Origin of the sequence: Myxococcus llanfairpwllgwyngyllgogerychwyrndrobwllllantysiliogogogochensis, from assembly GCF_006636215.1 — a bacterium.
GTDB classification, from domain to species: domain Bacteria; phylum Myxococcota; class Myxococcia; order Myxococcales; family Myxococcaceae; genus Myxococcus; species Myxococcus llanfairpwllgwyngyllgogerychwyrndrobwllllantysiliogogogochensis.
On record NZ_VIFM01000250.1, the window covers coordinates 1 to 15,989 of the forward strand.

12 protein-coding genes are annotated in these 15,989 nt (G+C 69.1%); 3 read left to right on the plus strand and 9 right to left on the minus strand.

All coding sequences use genetic code 11. From position 1 onward, the window contains the following. The 6 genes from FJV41_RS39070 to FJV41_RS39095 form a co-directional block, all read right to left on the minus strand. Nucleotides 1-535, minus strand: a 535-nt coding sequence (locus tag FJV41_RS39070; RefSeq protein ID WP_141647708.1) for a branched-chain amino acid ABC transporter permease, incomplete at its 3' end; no start/stop codon positions are given. 20 nt (nucleotides 536-555) lie between these two features. Next, nucleotides 556-1,449 (minus strand): branched-chain amino acid ABC transporter permease, encoded by an 894-nt coding sequence (locus FJV41_RS39075; protein ID WP_141647709.1) that lies wholly within the window; start codon nucleotides 1,447-1,449, stop codon nucleotides 556-558. Next, entirely contained in the window at nucleotides 1,446-3,266 is a 1,821-nt protein-coding gene (locus FJV41_RS39080) for an AMP-dependent synthetase/ligase (protein ID WP_141647710.1), read from the minus strand. The genes FJV41_RS39075 and FJV41_RS39080 overlap by 4 nt, the downstream gene beginning before the upstream one ends. Continuing rightward, a complete protein-coding gene (locus FJV41_RS39085) occupies nucleotides 3,263-4,033 on the minus strand; it encodes an ABC transporter ATP-binding protein (RefSeq protein ID WP_141647711.1) in 771 nt (256 codons plus the stop codon). The genes FJV41_RS39080 and FJV41_RS39085 overlap by 4 nt, the downstream gene beginning before the upstream one ends. A gap of 10 nt (nucleotides 4,034-4,043) precedes the next feature. After that, complete coding sequence (locus FJV41_RS39090; protein WP_141647712.1) at nucleotides 4,044-4,850, minus strand: ABC transporter ATP-binding protein; 807 nt, start codon at nucleotides 4,848-4,850, stop codon at nucleotides 4,044-4,046. Then, nucleotides 4,837-6,030 carry an ABC transporter substrate-binding protein gene (locus tag FJV41_RS39095; protein ID WP_181791242.1) on the minus strand — a complete coding sequence of 398 codons (1,194 nt, stop codon included), beginning with the start codon at nucleotides 6,028-6,030 and terminating at the stop codon, nucleotides 4,837-4,839. The genes FJV41_RS39090 and FJV41_RS39095 overlap by 14 nt, the downstream gene beginning before the upstream one ends. Nucleotides 6,031-6,505: 475 nt before the next feature. Here FJV41_RS39095 and FJV41_RS39100 point away from each other — a divergent pair, with 475 nt between their 5' ends. Beyond that, nucleotides 6,506-8,314, plus strand: coding sequence for a WD40 repeat domain-containing protein (locus FJV41_RS39100; RefSeq protein ID WP_181791244.1), 1,809 nt, complete (start codon nucleotides 6,506-6,508; stop codon nucleotides 8,312-8,314). On the opposite strand, the gene rraA is transcribed toward FJV41_RS39100, so the two are convergent. Then, nucleotides 8,266-8,751 (minus strand): ribonuclease E activity regulator RraA, encoded by a 486-nt coding sequence (rraA, locus tag FJV41_RS39105; RefSeq protein ID WP_141647715.1) that lies wholly within the window; start codon nucleotides 8,749-8,751, stop codon nucleotides 8,266-8,268. The genes FJV41_RS39100 and rraA overlap by 49 nt on opposite strands. 240 nt (nucleotides 8,752-8,991) lie before the next feature. Here rraA and hemL point away from each other — a divergent pair, with 240 nt between their 5' ends. Together hemL and FJV41_RS39115 are read left to right on the plus strand one after the other, a co-directional pair. After that, a complete protein-coding gene (gene hemL / locus FJV41_RS39110; protein ID WP_141647716.1) occupies nucleotides 8,992-10,287 on the plus strand; it encodes a glutamate-1-semialdehyde 2,1-aminomutase in 1,296 nt (431 codons plus the stop codon). Continuing rightward, a complete protein-coding gene (locus tag FJV41_RS39115; protein WP_246137698.1) occupies nucleotides 10,271-12,451 on the plus strand; it encodes a serine/threonine-protein kinase in 2,181 nt (726 codons plus the stop codon). The genes hemL and FJV41_RS39115 overlap by 17 nt, the downstream gene beginning before the upstream one ends. A gap of 26 nt (nucleotides 12,452-12,477) precedes the next feature. On the opposite strand, the gene FJV41_RS39120 is transcribed toward FJV41_RS39115, so the two are convergent. Together FJV41_RS39120 and FJV41_RS39125 are read right to left on the minus strand one after the other, a co-directional pair. Next, nucleotides 12,478-15,066, minus strand: a complete 2,589-nt coding sequence (locus FJV41_RS39120; protein ID WP_174457116.1) for a GAF domain-containing protein — start codon at nucleotides 15,064-15,066, stop codon at nucleotides 12,478-12,480. 300 nt (nucleotides 15,067-15,366) lie between these two features. After that, nucleotides 15,367-15,885, minus strand: coding sequence for a YbhB/YbcL family Raf kinase inhibitor-like protein (locus FJV41_RS39125; RefSeq protein ID WP_141647718.1), 519 nt, complete (start codon nucleotides 15,883-15,885; stop codon nucleotides 15,367-15,369). Between the last annotated feature and the right edge of the window lie 104 nt (nucleotides 15,886-15,989).

Genomic DNA, 15,989 nt, shown 5'->3' on the forward strand with positions numbered 1-15,989 from the left:
CCCGCCACGTCTCGCTCAGCGAAGCCGCCACGCCCGCGTCATCGCGGAACCACCAGTACATGGGCACCGCAGTCCCGCTCAGCCCGTTCGTCACCTCTGGATACGCGAGCAGCACGTGCTGCGTGAGGAACACCAGGCCCAGCGTGACGATGGCCAGATACAAGCCCTTGAGGCGCAGCGCGAAGGCGCCGATGACCACGCCCACCAGCGCGGACACGCCACCCGCCAGGGGCAGCGCCAGCCAGAACGGCCAGCCATGCTTCGCGCCGAGCACCGCCACCGTGTACGCGCCCAGCGCGAGGAAGGCCGCGTGCCCCAGGCTCACCTGTCCCGCGAAGCCGGTGAGCACCATCAGCGACGCGGCGCCGACGATGGCCACCAGCCCCAGGTTGCCCACCGTGAGCCACCGCGTGCTCACCAGCCACGGGTACGCCAGGGCGATGCTCAATGTCAGCACCACGCCGGCCCTCTGCCACAGGCCGGGAAAGAGCTTCAGGTCGTCCTCGTACCGAATCACCAGGGGGCGGGTTGGCATGATATCGTCTCGCGGCGCGCCTAGACGCGGCGCACCTCGTGCTCGCCCCAGAGTCCGCGCGGACGCAGGACCAGGAAGAGAATCATCGCGGCGTAGGGGAAGACGGCGTGGAAGTTGTGCCCGAAGGCACCCAGGTGCGGATTCACATACGCCTGGGACAGCACCTCCAGCAGCCCCAGCATGAACGCCGCGACCACCGCGCCCACCACCGACTCCAGTCCTCCGACGATGATGGCGGGGAAGGCGCGCAGCGCCACGTAGCCCAGGTTGGAGTCCACCGAGCGCGGGAACATCCCCAGGAAGATGCCGGCCACCGCGGCCGTCGCTCCCGCCAGGAACCAGGTGAAGGCGAGCACCCGGCCCACGGGGATGCCCAGCACCAGGGCGACCTCCTGGTTCTCGCTCGCCGCGCGCATCGCCACGCCCATCGGCGTGCGCTGCACCAGCGCGTGCATCCCGACGAGCACCACCGTCGTCGCGCCCAGGGAGATGAGTGACGACAGGAGCACGGTGGCGTTGCCCACCTGCACCTCCGCCATCGCGTCCCACGGCGTCGGCATGCCGCGCGTGTCGGTGCCGAAGGCGATGACGATGCCCGCGCGCAGGAGCAGCCCCAGGAACAGCGTCAGGATGATGGTGGTGAAGACGGGTCGCCCCACCATGCGCCGCAGGACGGTGCGCTCCAGGAGCGCGGCCAGTCCACCGGTGAGGCACGCGGAGGCGGCGAGCGCCAGCCACCACGGCATCACCTCGACGAGCGCCGTCATCAGGAACGCGCCCAGGCTGAGCAGTTCGCCGTGCGCGAAGTTGAAGAGTCGGGAGGCTCGGTAGACGACCGAGAAGCCCAGGGCGATGAGCGCGTAGCTCGCCCCGAGCGCCAGTCCCGAGATGCTGAGCTGGAGCAACTGCGTCATTCGCGTGTCCTCGCGTACATCTCTTCCACCAGCGCTGAATGCAGCGCGAGCACCGCCTTGCGCCGCACCTTGAGGGATGCCGTCACCTCACCCGCGTCCTGCGTCATCTCGCGAGCGAGCAGCCGGAAGGTGCGCACCTGCTCGACTCGCGCGAGTCCTTCATTGGCGCGTGCGACTTCCTCTTCGATGAGCTTGCGCACCTCGGGCCGCAGCGTGAGGTCCGTGTACGAGGTGAAGGCAATCTTGCGGCGCAGCGCCCAGTCCGCCACCGTCTCCGGGTCCACCTGCACCAGCGCGGTGACGAAGGCCCGGCGGTCGCCAATGGCCACCGCCTCCTTGATGTACGGACTGTTCTTCAGCGCGTTCTGGATGCGCTCGGGCGACAGGTTCTTTCCGCCGGAGGTGATGAGGATTTCGCGCTTGCGGCCGGTGATGCGCAGGTAGCCGTCCGCGTCGATATCGCCCAAGTCTCCGGTGTGCAGCCAGCCCTCGGAATCAAGGACCTCGGCGGTGGCCTCCGGCTTGTTGAGGTAGCCGAGGAACACGTTGGTCCCGCGCACCAGCACCTCGCCGTCCTCCGCGAGCCGACACTCCACGCCCGGCACGGCGCGTCCGACGGTGCCCAGCCGCGTGGCGCCCGGGACGTTGAGGTGGCTGGAGCCCGAGCCCTCCGTCTGGGCGTAACCCTCGTAGATGCGGACGCCGATGCTGTCGTACCAGGCGAGCAGCTCCGGAGAGATGGGCGCCGCACCGGAGATGGGGAAGCGACAGCGCCGCAGTCCCAGGCGCTCCTGGAGCGGCCGGTAGACAAGCAGGTCTCCGACGCGCCACGCGAGCGCATCCCACCAGCGCCGCTGTCCGGTGCGCTCCCGCTCGCGAATCCCGGCGCCCAGTCGGGTGAAGGTGTTGAAGAGGGTGCGCTTGAGCCACGAGGCGTCGCGCATCTTCACCGTCACCGACGCGTGCATCTTCTCCCAGATGCGCGGCACGCCCAGGAACACGGTGGGGGAGACCTCGGCCACGTCGTGCTGCACCGTCTCCAGGGCCTCACCGAAGTGGACCTTCCCTCCGACGACGAGCGGCAACAGCAGGCTGAACAGCTTCTCCGCGACGTGACACAGCGGCAGGTACGAGACGACGCTGTCGTCCTGGCCCAACCCGAGCTGTGCGGTGAAGGTCGCCGAGCCCTCCAGCATGTTGCGGCTGGAGATGAGCGCTCCCTTGGGCGCCCCCGTGGTCCCCGACGTGTAGATGACCATGGCCCCCTCGTCGGGCATGCGTCGCGCGAGCTGCTCGCGCAGCCAGCCCGGCTCCCGCTCCAGGAGCGCGCGCCCTTCCTCGAGGAAGCGCTCCCAGGTGCGCAGCCGTGCGTCCTCCACGCCGCGCAGTCCGCGGGGCTCGAGGACGAGGATGTGCTGGACGGAGGGTGTCTCGGCCGCGACGGTGGCGACCTTGTCGTACTGCTCCTGGTCCTCGCAGAGCACGACGCGGCACTGGGCGTCGTTGAGGATGTAGGCCACGTCGGAGGGTGGGTTCGTCTGATAGATGCCGACGGAGCGCGCGCCGAGCGCCTGGGTACCCAGGTCCGCGAACAGCCACTCCGGACGGTTGTCGCTGATGATGGCCACCGAGTCTCCGGCGCGCACTCCCAGCTCCCACAACATCCGCGCCGCCCAGCCGACGCGCTCCAGGTAGCCCTGGAAGGACAGCTCGTTCCAGATGCCCAGGCGCTTCTCGCGGATGGCCACCGCGTGCGGGTGCTGCTCCGCGCGTTGGAAGAGCTGGCCCGGGAGGCTCAGGGGAAGCGCCGCGCTCATGCCGCCACCGCCCCGCCCACGTACGCGCTCAGTACACGTGTGTCCTCGCGCAGCGCGGAAGGCGGCCCGTTCGCGATGACCTGGCCCCGGTCCAGCACCGTCACCTGCGTGGCCAGGTCCATCACGAAGCGCAGCTCGTGGCCGATGAGCACCTGCGTCACCCCCAGCTCGTGACGGATGTCGAGCAGGTGGTTCGCCATGTCCTCCGTCTCCTCTTGATTGAGTCCCGCCGTGGGCTCATCCAGCAGCAAGAGCTTCGGCTCCATGCACAGCGCGCGGCCCAGCTCCACGCGCTTGCGGATGCCGTAGGGCAGCACCGAGACGGGCATCCACCGGTAGTGCTCCAGGTTGAGGAAGTCGATGACCTCTTCGGCCTTCTCGCGGTGGCGGACCTCCTCCGCACGCGCCCCTCGCGTCCAGAACAGGTTGCGCAACAGCCCCGTCCGGTACTTCGGGTGACGGCCGAGCAGCAGGTTCTCCAACACCGTGAGGTGCTCGAAGAGGGCCAGGTTCTGGAACATCCGCGCCACGCCGCGCCGGGCAATCTCCGGAGGCTCCAGGCCCGCGAGCGCCTGTCCTTCCAGCTTCACGCGGCCCTCCATGTGGCGATGGATGCCGCTGATGCAGTTGAAGAGGCTGCTCTTGCCCGCGCCATTGGGACCAATCACCGCGTGCAGCGCGCCGGCTTCGATGGAGAACGAGACGCCATCCAGGGCACGCACCCCGGAGAAGGAAAGGCCCACGTTGTCGAGCTCCAGCAGTGCCATTCCTCACCCTTCACGAAAGCCAGCGCCGCTTGCGCCGATACCGCTTCAGCTCGTGGTAGCCGCGCTGCCCCTCGCGTCCGAAGCCCAGGTAGAACTCCTGCACGTCGGGGTCCTCGCGCAGCGTGTCCGCGGGGCCGTCCAGCACCACCTTGCCCGTCTCCAGCACGTAGCCGTGGCTGGCCAGCGTCAGCGCGACCCGCGCGTTCTGCTCCACGAGCAACACCGCGACGCCCTCCGCGCTGATGCGCTGAATCAGCTCCGACACCTCGCCCACGGCCTTGGGCGACAGGCCCAGGAAGGGCTCGTCCAGGAGCAGCACCTTGGGCCGTCGCATCAGTCCCCGGCAGATGGCCAGCAACTGCTGCTCTCCACCGGAGAGGTAGCCGGCCTTCTGTCGCCGTCGCTCGCGCAGCACCGGGAAGCGCGTGAAGGCGGACTCGACCAGCTCCTTGCGTGCCTGGGCGCCCATGCCGAAGCCGCCCGCCAGGAGGTTCTCCTCCACCGACAGCTCGCCGAGGATGCGGCGTCCCTCGAGCACCTGCACCACGCCCGCGTGCACGCGCCCGTCGGCGGGGAGGGCCAGGAGGCTCTGTCCGGACAGCTCCACCTTGCCCTGGGTGATGGCGCCGTCGTGCATGTCGAGCAGGCCGCTGATGGCGCGCAGCGCGGTGGACTTGCCCGCGCCATTGGGCCCGAGGAGGGCCACCACGCCCTGGTGAGGAACCTCCAGGGTGATGCCCCGGAGGGCTCGCACCGCCGAGTGGTAGACGACCTGGAGATTCTGCACGCGCAGCAGGGCAGGACTACTTGCTGTCATCGGCGGCCTTGGCGGCAGAGGCACCCAGCGCCTTCGGCGGCGCGAAGCCCGCGACGACACTCCAGCTCCCCTGGTCGAGCACGGGCTTGAGGACCCGCGCGCCGACGGACGTCTCGTAGGGGAACCGGGACAGGTCCACCGGCTCCACCGTCATGCCGCCGGCGGTGGTGCGGGTGATGCCCTTGAGCGCCTTGAGGTAGCCGGCGCGCGTGACGTCCTTGGACTCGATGGCGGCCTTGAGCGCTTCAATCTGCACGCGGCCCTGGACGTAGGAGGACAGCGTGTAGAAGTCCTTCGGCGTGTTGGGGTACTTCGCGACCAGGGAGAGGAAGTCCTTCATGCCGGGCACGTCGTCGCCCCAGAAGGTGAGCCCCGTGGCCCAGTAGAAGTTGGCGAAGACTGCGCCGGGGATGACCTTCGCGTCGAAGAAGCGGTCCACCCACGCGGGCGTCTGGCCCACCCAGGTGGGCTGATACTTGAGTTGCGCGGCCGTGCCCAGGATGGGACCCGAGGCGCTGGGCAGCACCGTGAGCAACACGTAGTTGGCGCCGGACTGCTGGAGCGCGGTGATGATGGCGGCGAAGTCCTTCTGTCCCGGCGCGACGCTCTGCTGAGAGACGATGGTGACGCCGTGGTGCTTCGCGGCCTCGCTCCAACCCTCCAGGCCGTCCTTCCCGTAGTCATCACCCTGCGCAACGATGGCGGCCTTCACCTTGTCCGCGCCGCCCGCGTGCTCCACGGCCCAGTCCATGGCGCGCATCGCCTCCATCTTGTAGGAGGCGCCAATGGGCGGCGTGTACTGGTGTCGCGCCATCTCCGAGGACTGCGACGCGGGGAAGGCCACCAGGTTGTCCGCCGTCATCTTGTCGCGCAGGGGCAGCGTGTTGGGCGTGCCGAAGCTGGTGCCCAGGAACAGCACGCGGTCGTGGATGTCGCTGTACGCCTGCACGGCGTTCTGCGGGTTGTAGGCGTGGTCCCGCTCAACGAGCTCGATGCGCCAGCCGGGCGGCAGCAGGCCGGAGTCACCCGCGTTCACCTGCTGGGCGAGCAGTCGCTTGCCCGCGGCGAAGGGTTTGCCGATGGCCGCGCCGGGCCCGCTCTCGTCATTGAGCGCGCCGATGTAGACGACCTTCTTCTCCAGGTCGACGCCCTTGTCTGTCTTGATGTCTGGTACCGCCACGGGACGCTCCTGCGCGCCCTCCGACGGTGGTGTCGAAGCCTCTTCCTTCTTGCAAGCCATCAAACAGAAAGCTGTCGCCAGGAGTCCGACCACGAGTCGTTGCATCGCACTCTCCCCGTCAGAATCGTGGCGGAACAGTAGCCACACTCCTCTCGAAGAGGAAAGACAGTCACCCGTAATTCGATGGCTGGATTTCGCAGGGCGGAACGTCCTGGAACGTTGTCTTGATTGTGTTTCGCACGGCGAAAATGTTTCGGGTGATGACACATTGCGCCAGGGAAATGGCGCGTGAACGAAGGCCTGTCAGGTCCGTGGGGCCGGCGCGTCGCTGGGGGCGCCCCGCATGCCCCTATCCGAACGGAATTTTCCCCGGCTCGATGCTTTCGGTGACCCTCTCCCGGAGCAGGCACACAGTCGCTGTGGCACCGTGCGTTTCTGGCACGCACCGGACCCTGAGGGTTTTCCACGAGGCGTGGTGGCGCAGGCCTTCTCCGCGGACTCGCGCAGGCTCGTGACCGTGGGAGATTCGACGGCCCGGGTGTGGAACCTGGAGGACGGCCGTGAGCTGCTCTCGCTCCGAGGTGACTCGGAGAGAATAAACGCCGTGCTCTACCTGCCGGACGAGCGCATCGTCACCGGGAGCGATGGGGGCACGGTGAGGTTGTGGGACGCGCGCGGCGGCGCCGAGCTGCGATGCTGGGGAGGGCTGGGCACCGCGGTTCGCAGCCTCGCGCTCTCGCCGGACAGGCGGACCATGCTCGCCGGTACCCAGCATCCGACAGGCTTCGTCGTGTTCGACCTGGAGCGGGGAGAAGAAGTCCGTCGCGTCGAGCTCGAAGGCAGCCCTGGTTCCGCGGAGTGCCTGGTGTTCTCGCCGGATGGCGGCGGCCTGGTGGTGCTGGAGAACAGCAACGAGCCCATGCGGTTGTCTATGTTCGATACGGCGGACTGGAGACCGCGCTGGTCCGTCCCGGGCGACGCCGAGTGTTCGCCGCCGTGGGTGTGCTTCACTTCAGATGGCGCGTTCATCCGGTGCAAGCAGACGGGGCCCGGGCTGAGGAGCATCTTGCGCACGTATGATGCCCGTACGGGGGAGTGCGTGGGCGAGGTCGAACGGCGCTCGTCCGGCAGTGCAAGCCAGTTGCTTCCCGATGGTCGTCAGGTGCGAATACTGAATCGACGGTTGCTCTTCACTCGAGGCGAGGCGCTGGATGAGTGGGTGGAGCTGCCGAGCTCATACGGTTGCGCGGGCTGGAGGTTCGCCATCTCCCCTGATGGTCGGTGGGCGTCGTTCGCGAAGAGGGAGTCCTGGGCCCTCTTGCTGGTGGACCTCCAGACCCGGCGCGAGGTGCCGGGTCCCGCGCATCGCAACGCCGTGGAGCAGCTCACCTTCTCCTCCGATGGGAGGCACCTCCTCACGGCGTCAGCGGATGGCACGGTCCGGGTGTGGGACCGCGACTCGGGCCGGGAGGTGCGTCGTGAGTCGTTGCCACTGGATTGGACCCACGTCCATGTGAGAGGCGGGCGTGCCTTCATGCTGCTGCCCCAGAACGGCGGCATGCGACTGAGCGGCCTGCTCGGAGGGGTCGACGTGGAGCTGGAGGAGAGATGCTCCAACGATTCGTCGACGGTCTGGTCCGACGACATGGGGATGCTGGCGGAGAAGGAGAGCTGGTACGAGCATCGCTGGATACGCGTCGTCGACGCACGGACCGGACGGCCTCTCTGGAGGAAGGACCTCGCACCCGAGGACCTCGCGCTGTGTGCGCTGTCCCGGTTGGGGCGGCTCGGCATCATCTCACGCAGATGTCCGCCGCCTGGGGACAACACCGTCGAACTGCGACTGGTGGACCTGGAGAAGGATGAATGGCTGTCCTCGGTTCATGTGTCGAAGGGGAATCGCTTTCTGGCCATCACTCCGGATGACAAGTGGGTCGTGCTCCAGAGGGAGTACAAGACCCTGCTCCTGGTGGAGCTCGAGTCCCCGAACCGCCAGGTCCGGCTGGACGTCCCCGACTTCACGTTCGCGGTGACGTGTTCCCGTGACGGACTGCTCGTAGCCACGGGTGACGTGGCGGGCCGAGTGAGGGTGTGGAGCCGCGAGGGGACGCTCCTGGCCACGCTCGAAGGCCACGCCCATTCGGTCAGCGCGCTGGCGTTCTCGGAGGACGGAGCCTTCCTGGCCTCCAGCGGCGGCGACACCGTGGCCCTCATCTGGCCTCGGAGCGCGTGGACTCAGTCCAGCGCCGACTCCGAGGTGACGATGCCGTCCGCATCCGCGTAGAGGCGATGACCGGGCTTGAAGATGACGCCCGCGAAGCGCACCTCCGTATCTCGCTGTCCCTCGTTGCGCTTGGAGCTCTTGAGCGGATGCGTGCCCAGGGCCTTCACGCCGATGGCCGTGCGGCCCACTTCCTCCGAGTCCCGGATGCAGCCGTTCACGATGATGCCCGCCCAGCCGTTCTGCTGCGCGAGCAGCGCGAGCTGGTCGCCCACCAGCGCGCAGCGACGGCTGCCACCGCCATCCACCACGAGCACTCGCCCCGCGCCTGGTTCCTCCAGGGCCTTGCGGACGAGCGAGTTGTCCTCCGGCGCGCGCACGGTGCTGATGAGGCCCGAGAACGTGGTCCGCCCGCCGTAGTCGACGAAGCCGGGCTCGGCGACCTGGAAGTGGGCCGTGCCCGAGTGGGTGTCACACAGGTCCGCCGTCTTGAAGTCCATGGGAGTCTCCTGGGTCCTCGGGTCCGCCGTCACATCGCTGTATCAGCGCGTCTTCCAGGTCCATGATGCCCCGGCCTCTCGCTCGGATGTGCGTCCTGGTGTGATTTTCCAGGGATACGTTGCCGACGTCTCAACGCGACGTGTCCATAACCGACACTCGACAGGACGGAGAAGCGGCGAGCATGGGGGCAGGCGAGAGGAGAGGCGGGAGACGTCGCGGCGCGTGCTATGGAACGCGGCATGAATCACGCTCACAGTCAGTCCCTGTTCGCCCGCGCGCAGGCGCGCATCCCGGGTGGAGTGAACTCTCCGGTGCGCGCCTTCCGTGGCGTCGGCGGGGACCCTGTCTTCTTCCGTGAGGGCTCCGGAGCCTGGCTCACCGACGTGGATGGCAACCGCTACGTCGACCTGGTGGGGAGCTGGGGGCCGCTCATCCTTGGCCACGCCTACCCGCCCATCGTGGAGGCCATCATCGACGCGGCCCGGCGCGGCTCGTCGTTCGGCGCGCCCCATGCGGGCGAGGTGGAGTTCGCGGAGTTCATCTGCGGGACGATGCCGGCGGTGGAGATGGTGCGGCTGGTGTCCAGCGGCACGGAGGCCACGGTGGCCGCCATCCGCGTGGCGCGCGGCTTCACCGGCCGCGAGCACATCCTCAAGTTCGAGGGCTGCTTTCACGGCGCGGGAGACCCGTTCCTGGTGAAGGCGGGCAGTGGCGTGGAGACGCTGGGCCTGCCGGACTCGCCGGGCGTGCCGGCGGCGCTGGCGAAGCTCACGCTCACCGCGCCCTATAACGACCTGGCGGCGGTGGAGCGCATCTTCGCGGAGAAGGGGCAGGACATCGCCTGCGCCATCATCGAGCCGGTGGTGGGCAACATGGGCGTGCTGGTGCCCAAGCCGGGCTATCTCCAAGGCCTCCAGGCCCTGTGTCAGAAGCACGGCGTGCTGCTGGTGCTGGACGAGGTGATGACGGGCTTCCGGCTGGCGCGTGGTGGGGCGCAGGAAGTGTACGGGCTGAAGCCGGACCTGACGACGATGGCCAAGGTGATTGGCGGAGGCATGCCGCTGGGCGCCTATGGCGGTCGCGCGGACATCATGCGGAAGGTGGCGCCGGCGGGGCCCGTGTATCAGTCCGGCACGTTGTCGGGGAACCCGGTGGCGGTGGCGGCGGGGCTGGCGTGTCTCAAGGCCCTGGCGGCGCCGGGGACGTACGCGCGGCTGGAGCAGGTGAGCCGGATGCTGGAGGAGGGCTTCATCGCCGAGGCGAAGGCCGCCGGTGTGCCCGTCACCGTCAACCGCGTGGGCAGCATGCTGACGGTGTTCTTCACGGCGGAGCCGGTGTTCGACTACACGAGCGCGAAGACGTCGGACACGGGGCGCTTCGGACGCTTCTTCCACGCCATGTTGGACGCGGGCGTGTACCTGCCGCCGAGCCAGTACGAAGCGGCCTTCGTCTCGCTGGCCATTGGCGAGGCGGAGGTGGCGCACGTGCTCGGGGCGGCGAGAAAGGCCTTCCGCTCGCTTGGCCAGACCGGTTGAGCCGGCGCCCCTCGAGGGGCCCGTTCGCTTCGGTCCCTATACCCTGGTGCGCCGCATTGGCGCCGGGGGGATGGGAGAGGTCTTCCTCGCGCGCGAGGAGGCTCCGCGCCGCGCATGTGTGGTGAAGAAGGTCCTGCCGCAGCTCATGGAGAGCCCGCAGTTCGTGGGGCGCTTCCGCGACGAGGCCCGGGTGGTGGTGCGGCTGACGCATCCCAACATCGCCCGCGTGTATGCGATGGGCGAGGTGGAGGGGCAGCTGTACCTCTCCATGGAGTACGTCCGGGGCAAGACGCTGAGCCGGCTCTCGTATCGGCTGCGGCAGCTGGGGCGGATGATGCCCTTGGGTATCATCCTGCATCTGGGCGAGCGGCTGTGTGAAGGATTGGCCTATGCGCACGATGCCACGGATGAAGAAGGGCACGCGTTGCATCTGGTGCACCGGGATTTGTCACCGGCCAATGTGTGTATCAGCTACGACGGCGAGGTGAAGATCATCGACTTCGGCGCGGCGCAGTCCACGCTGAAGGAGCAGCAGACGGCGCCCCGGGTGGTGATTGGGAATCTGACGTACATGTCGCCGGAGCAGGCGCGCAAGCGCTTCGTGGACCGGCGCGCGGATGTGTACGCGGTGGGCGTGTTGCTGTGGGAGCTGTGCGCGTGGAAGCCGCTGTCGCAGCGGGGAGACCCGGTGGAGCGCTGGCGCCGCGCGGCGTATCCGCAGTGGGAGAACGCGGGGAAGCATCGGCAGGGGCTGCCGTCGAGCGTGGATGCGTTCCTGATGCGCGCGCTCACGGCGGAGCCGGCGAATCGCTTCCCGGACGCGGCGGCGATGGGGGCGGAGCTCGCGCGACTGAAGGCGAAGCTCGCGCCCGGGGTGGGGGACGCGGAGCTCGCGAGGCTGCTGGCGCTGGTCTTCCCGCGCGAGAAGAAGGCGGAGGAGAAGCTGCTCGACGAGTTGTTGCGCGAGGAGGCGAAGCGCTCGCATACCGAGCCGGAGCTCGTCGCGACGCTCACCCCGCCGACGGCGCTCGCGTTCGAGCACAATGCCATCTACACGCCGGATGACTTCGTTCCGTCCGAGCGGGCGCAGGTGGGCCCTCGGCCCGAGGCCGACGATGAGCCGACGCGCGCGGCCGGTGCGCGAGGCCCGGGTGAGGATGAGCCAACGCATGTCGCTGGCGGGCGTGGCCCCGGTGAGGATGAGCCGACGCATGTGGCGGGTGGACGCGGCCCCGGCGACGATGAGCCGACGCGCGCTGCTGGTCCGAGGCGAACAGGGTCAGGCGAGCCGAGACAGGGCCCCGGCGACGATGAGCCGACGCGAGCGGCTGGTCCGAGGCGAACTGCGTCGAGCGAGTTGAGACACGCGGAGGGGATGCAAGGCCCCGGCGACGATGAGCCGACGCGCGCTGCTGGTCCGAGGCGAACAGGGTCAGGCGAGCCGAGACAAGGTCCCGGCGACGACGAGCCGACGCGCGCTGCTGGTCCAGTGCGAACAGGGTCAGGCGAGCCGAGACAAGGTCCCGGCGACGACGAGCCGACGCGCGCGGATGGATGGGGAAACGCCGACGAGGATGAACCCACCGCCGTGGCCGTGCCTCCGCGAGTGGACGCGCCGCGTGTCGATGACCCCCTGGCGACGATGCCTCTCCGGGCGGAAGACCTCGCAGCGCGGACCGCGCAATACGGAACCTACCTCTCGGAGTCGGACGCGAGTTCCGAGCGTGGAGGTGTCGGCACAGGGACTCGCTCGAAGCCCACGTCTCCCGTCGAAGCGACCGAGGCCCTGGATGCGGCGAAGGTCCTCGTGGCCATCGAGCAGGCGGCCTCCGCGCGAGCCAGTGGTGCCCACGAGCCCCTGTTCCCGCCGGGCGCCGAGGACACGGTGACGCCCGCGATGTCGCGACACGCCCCCCGACGCGCGCCGCGTGAGACGCAGGTCGGCTTCGGTATCGACATCTCGCAGACGGTGGCCACGGAGGCCCTCGAGGCGCGTCGACTGGAGTTGGTGCGTGCCATCACCGGTGACGGCGAGGTCCTCACCGCGGAGCCCGAGCCCTCCGGTGGATGGCTTCAGGGCTCCCGCGTCTGGCTCGCCGTCGCGCTGTTCACGGGCGCGTCGCTGCTGGGGCTGCTCGTGGCGTGGCTCACGATGTGGCGCTGACAGCCCACCCTCCTCTCGACTTCAAGTCACGGAACGGCCAGCAGCGGGCGCGTGGAAGCGGGTGAATCCAACGGCAGGTAGAGGCGGAAGCACGTGCCGGTGCCCGGCTGGGAGTCGAGGGTGAGGTGTCCCTGGTGGGACTCGATGATGCGCTTCACCACGGCGAGCCCCAGTCCGGTGCCCTTGGCCTTGGTGGTGAAGAAGGGCTCGAAGATTCGCGCGCGCACCTCGGCGGTGATGCCCGGACCGGTGTCGCTGAACTCCACCATGACCTCGGGCGCACCCGCGGCGCGGCGCACCGCGGCCCGCAGGCGTCCTCCTTGTGGCATGGCCTGCATCGCGTTGATGGCCAGGTTGAGGAAGGCCTGACGCATCATCCGCTCGTCCACTGTCACGGGCGGGACGTCCTCCTCCAAATCCAGCTCCACGCGGACCGCACCGGGTGACTCCGCGAGCGCCCCGCGCACCGCGTCTTCCACCAGCGGCGCCAGAGGCACTGGATGGGGATGCGGCGCGGGAGGTCGAGCGAAGGTGAGCAGGTCCGCGACGATGCGGTTGAGGCGGTCCGCCTCCTCCGCGACGATGTCCACCAGGGGCTCGGCCGGACTGCCGGGGCCGATGATTCTGCGGATGGAGGCCACCGAGTTGAAGATGGCGCCCAGGGGATTTCGCACCTCGTGGGCCACCACGGCGGACAGCTCGCCCAGGGCCGCCAGTCGCTCGCGACGCACGAGCTGCTCCTGCGTCCGGGCCAGCTCAACGTAGCTGTCCTTCAAATCCTCCACCAGTCGCGCGCCCTCCAGGGCCAGTGCGAGCTGGTTGGCGATGGCGCTCGCCCGCTCGATTTCAGCGGGGGAGAAGCGGCGGGTCCTCCGTGTCTCCGTGGCGACCATGACCCCGACGGGCCTGTCCCGCACCACCAGGGGCAGCACCAGGAACGCCTGCGCGGAGGAGCTGTCTCGCAGCTCCTGGTCCACACGGACGTCGGTGACGGCGTCCTCCACCATCACCAGCTCGCGCGTCAGGAAGGCCAACCCGGTGGCGGACGCATCCGGTGCGCCCGCGGGCAGGCAGCGTCCGAGCAGCTCCGGGTGGCTGCCACTCACCGCGCGGACCTCCAGCCACTCGCCCGTGGAGTTCGGCATGAGGACATAGGCATCCGGTGTGTCGATGATGCGCGCGAGGCTGGTGACCCCCGTGGCCAGCAGCTTGTCGAGCTCCAGCGTGGTGGCCAGGGCCCGCGCCACCTCGTGCAGCAGCGCCATGTCCTCGGCGCGTCCCCGCAGCTCCTGCAACAGTCGATGTGTCTCGATGGCCGCCGCGAAGTGGGTGCCCATCGCCTGCAGCGTCTCCAGCTCCAGCGGAGTGAGGTACCGGGGCTCACGGAAGAGGATGCTGAGCGTGCCCACGCCTCGGGAGCGCACGCGCAGGGGGATGATGACCAGCGTCTGGAAGCCGCGCTGTCGCAAGTCCTCGCGCAGCCCGTTCGGGCAGTCTTCCACCTCCACCACCAGCGGCGCGCCCTCCTGCTGGGCCTGGTTGCACAGTCCTCCCGCCAGCCACAGCCGCGCAAAGCGGTCCGTGTCCGCGTCCTCCAGGTCCATGCCGCGCGCGTACGCCAGCTCCATCTGGTTCTCTTGAGGGAGCAGGATGGTCACTGCGTCGCAGGCCACCAGCCCGACGATTTCCTCCGTGCCCGGCCCGAAGAAGGCGCGCGGGTGGGGCGCGGACGCCGCCTCCGAGGCCAGTCGGTTGAGCGCCGCCAGCGCCGTGTTCTGCGCGGACAGTCGGGAAATGGTGAGCGCCGCATCGAGCGCCGCGGACACCTGCGCGCCGAACAGCCGCACCGGCGCCATCTCCTCCTCGCGCAGCCACTCTCCCGCCACCGCCAGCATCGCGCGGGGACGGCCCTCCACGTCGATGCGCACGGCGATGGTGTGCGCCGGACCGGCCCGGTTCAGCGCGCTCCGAGCGCGGTCCGCCTGGGCGCCGTCGAGGAACCAGGCCGCCTCCTGTGACAAGTCATTCGAGTAGGCCGAGCCCTCCTTCCATGCCCGGAACAGCAGGGACGGCCAGCGGCCCACCACGTCCCGCACCCACCGTCCGCTCATCATCCGCGCGTCCGGAGGCACCAGCGCGACGGGGACGAAGGTCTGCCCCAGCCGCACGCCCTCACCTTCGGGTGACAGCCACGCGAAGGCGAGCCCCAGTTCCTCGAGCCCGGAGAACACCCGCCGCAGCACCTCGCCCTCGGTGCGCAGGGAGGGCAGCCCCGCGCCCAGCTCCGCCAGCCGCTGGAGCACGCTGCGCCGCAGGCCCCGCGACGTGACGTCGCGCACCAGCGCCACCCAGTCGGGCCCGCTGGGAATGATGGTCATCTCCACCTGTCGTTCTCCTGTTGCCGTGCGAAGCGCCGCCTCGTAGGTGCTGGACACCGATTCACCGCGCAGTCGGCGTGACTGCTGCTCCATCACTTCCGTCACGCTCGACTCCGTCAGGAGGAGCGTCGCCGGGCGACCCACGATGAGCTCACGCGGGTGCCCCACCAGCATGCCGAGTGCATCATTCACATACACGAAGCGACGCTCGCGGATGACGCAAACGCCAACGGACATCTCGTCGAAGGAGCCATAGGGAGCTCCGCCCCGGATGGATGGATTCACGGCACCCATGACTCTTCCACCGCATGCAAGGGTGGAGAAGTGGGGCTCCCGACACTTAGATGACCAGACCACAGACGCGGCCAACGACTCGCGGTTTTCCCTTACATCGCGAGACGCCCGTGTCATGTGTTGACGCGCGTCACGCGCGATGCGGGCGATGACAGGAAATGATGCGGGCGGGCCCGGAAACGAGGGCTCCGCCCACAAGTCAGTCCATGAACTCGCCAGGTCTCCCAGCGAGCAGGCGGCGACTCAGGCCGACGCGCCGGGTCCCTGCGCTGAGCCCCGGTGGTGGACCTTCTCGTACAGGCCGATGAGGTCCGCCTGGCCCACGATGTGGCCCTCCATCGCCTTCAACAAATCCCTGCGGGTAGGCCGGCCCAGGTTCGGCAGCACGACGTCCAGGGCGTACAGCTTGAAGAAGTACCGGTGCCGGCCGATGGGGGGCATGGGGCCCCCGTACGCCTGGTGGCCGAAGTCGTTGAGCCCCACCCGCGTCCCTGGGGGCAGCACGTCCACCTGGGCCCCCTCCGGCAGCCCCTGGGCGCCCGGGGGGATGTTGTAGAGGACCTGGTGGCAGAAGATGCGCTGGGGATGCTTGGGGTCCGGAGCATCCGGGTCCTCGACGATGAGCGCCAGGCTCTTCGTCCCGGCGGGTGGGTTCTCCCAGTGCAGGGGTGGGGCGGTGTCCTCTCCTTCGCCGGTGAAGGCGATGGGGATGAGGTCCCCGTCCTTGAAACGGGGGGACGTCAGCACGAGGGGCTTGGGCATGGAGTCCTCCGACAATCGGGATAGGAGCAAGCTGGCGACGCGCACACCCCGGCGCGGATGAGCGACGCCCCGGCCGCTGGGGCGCCTGTCTCTGATACACNTCT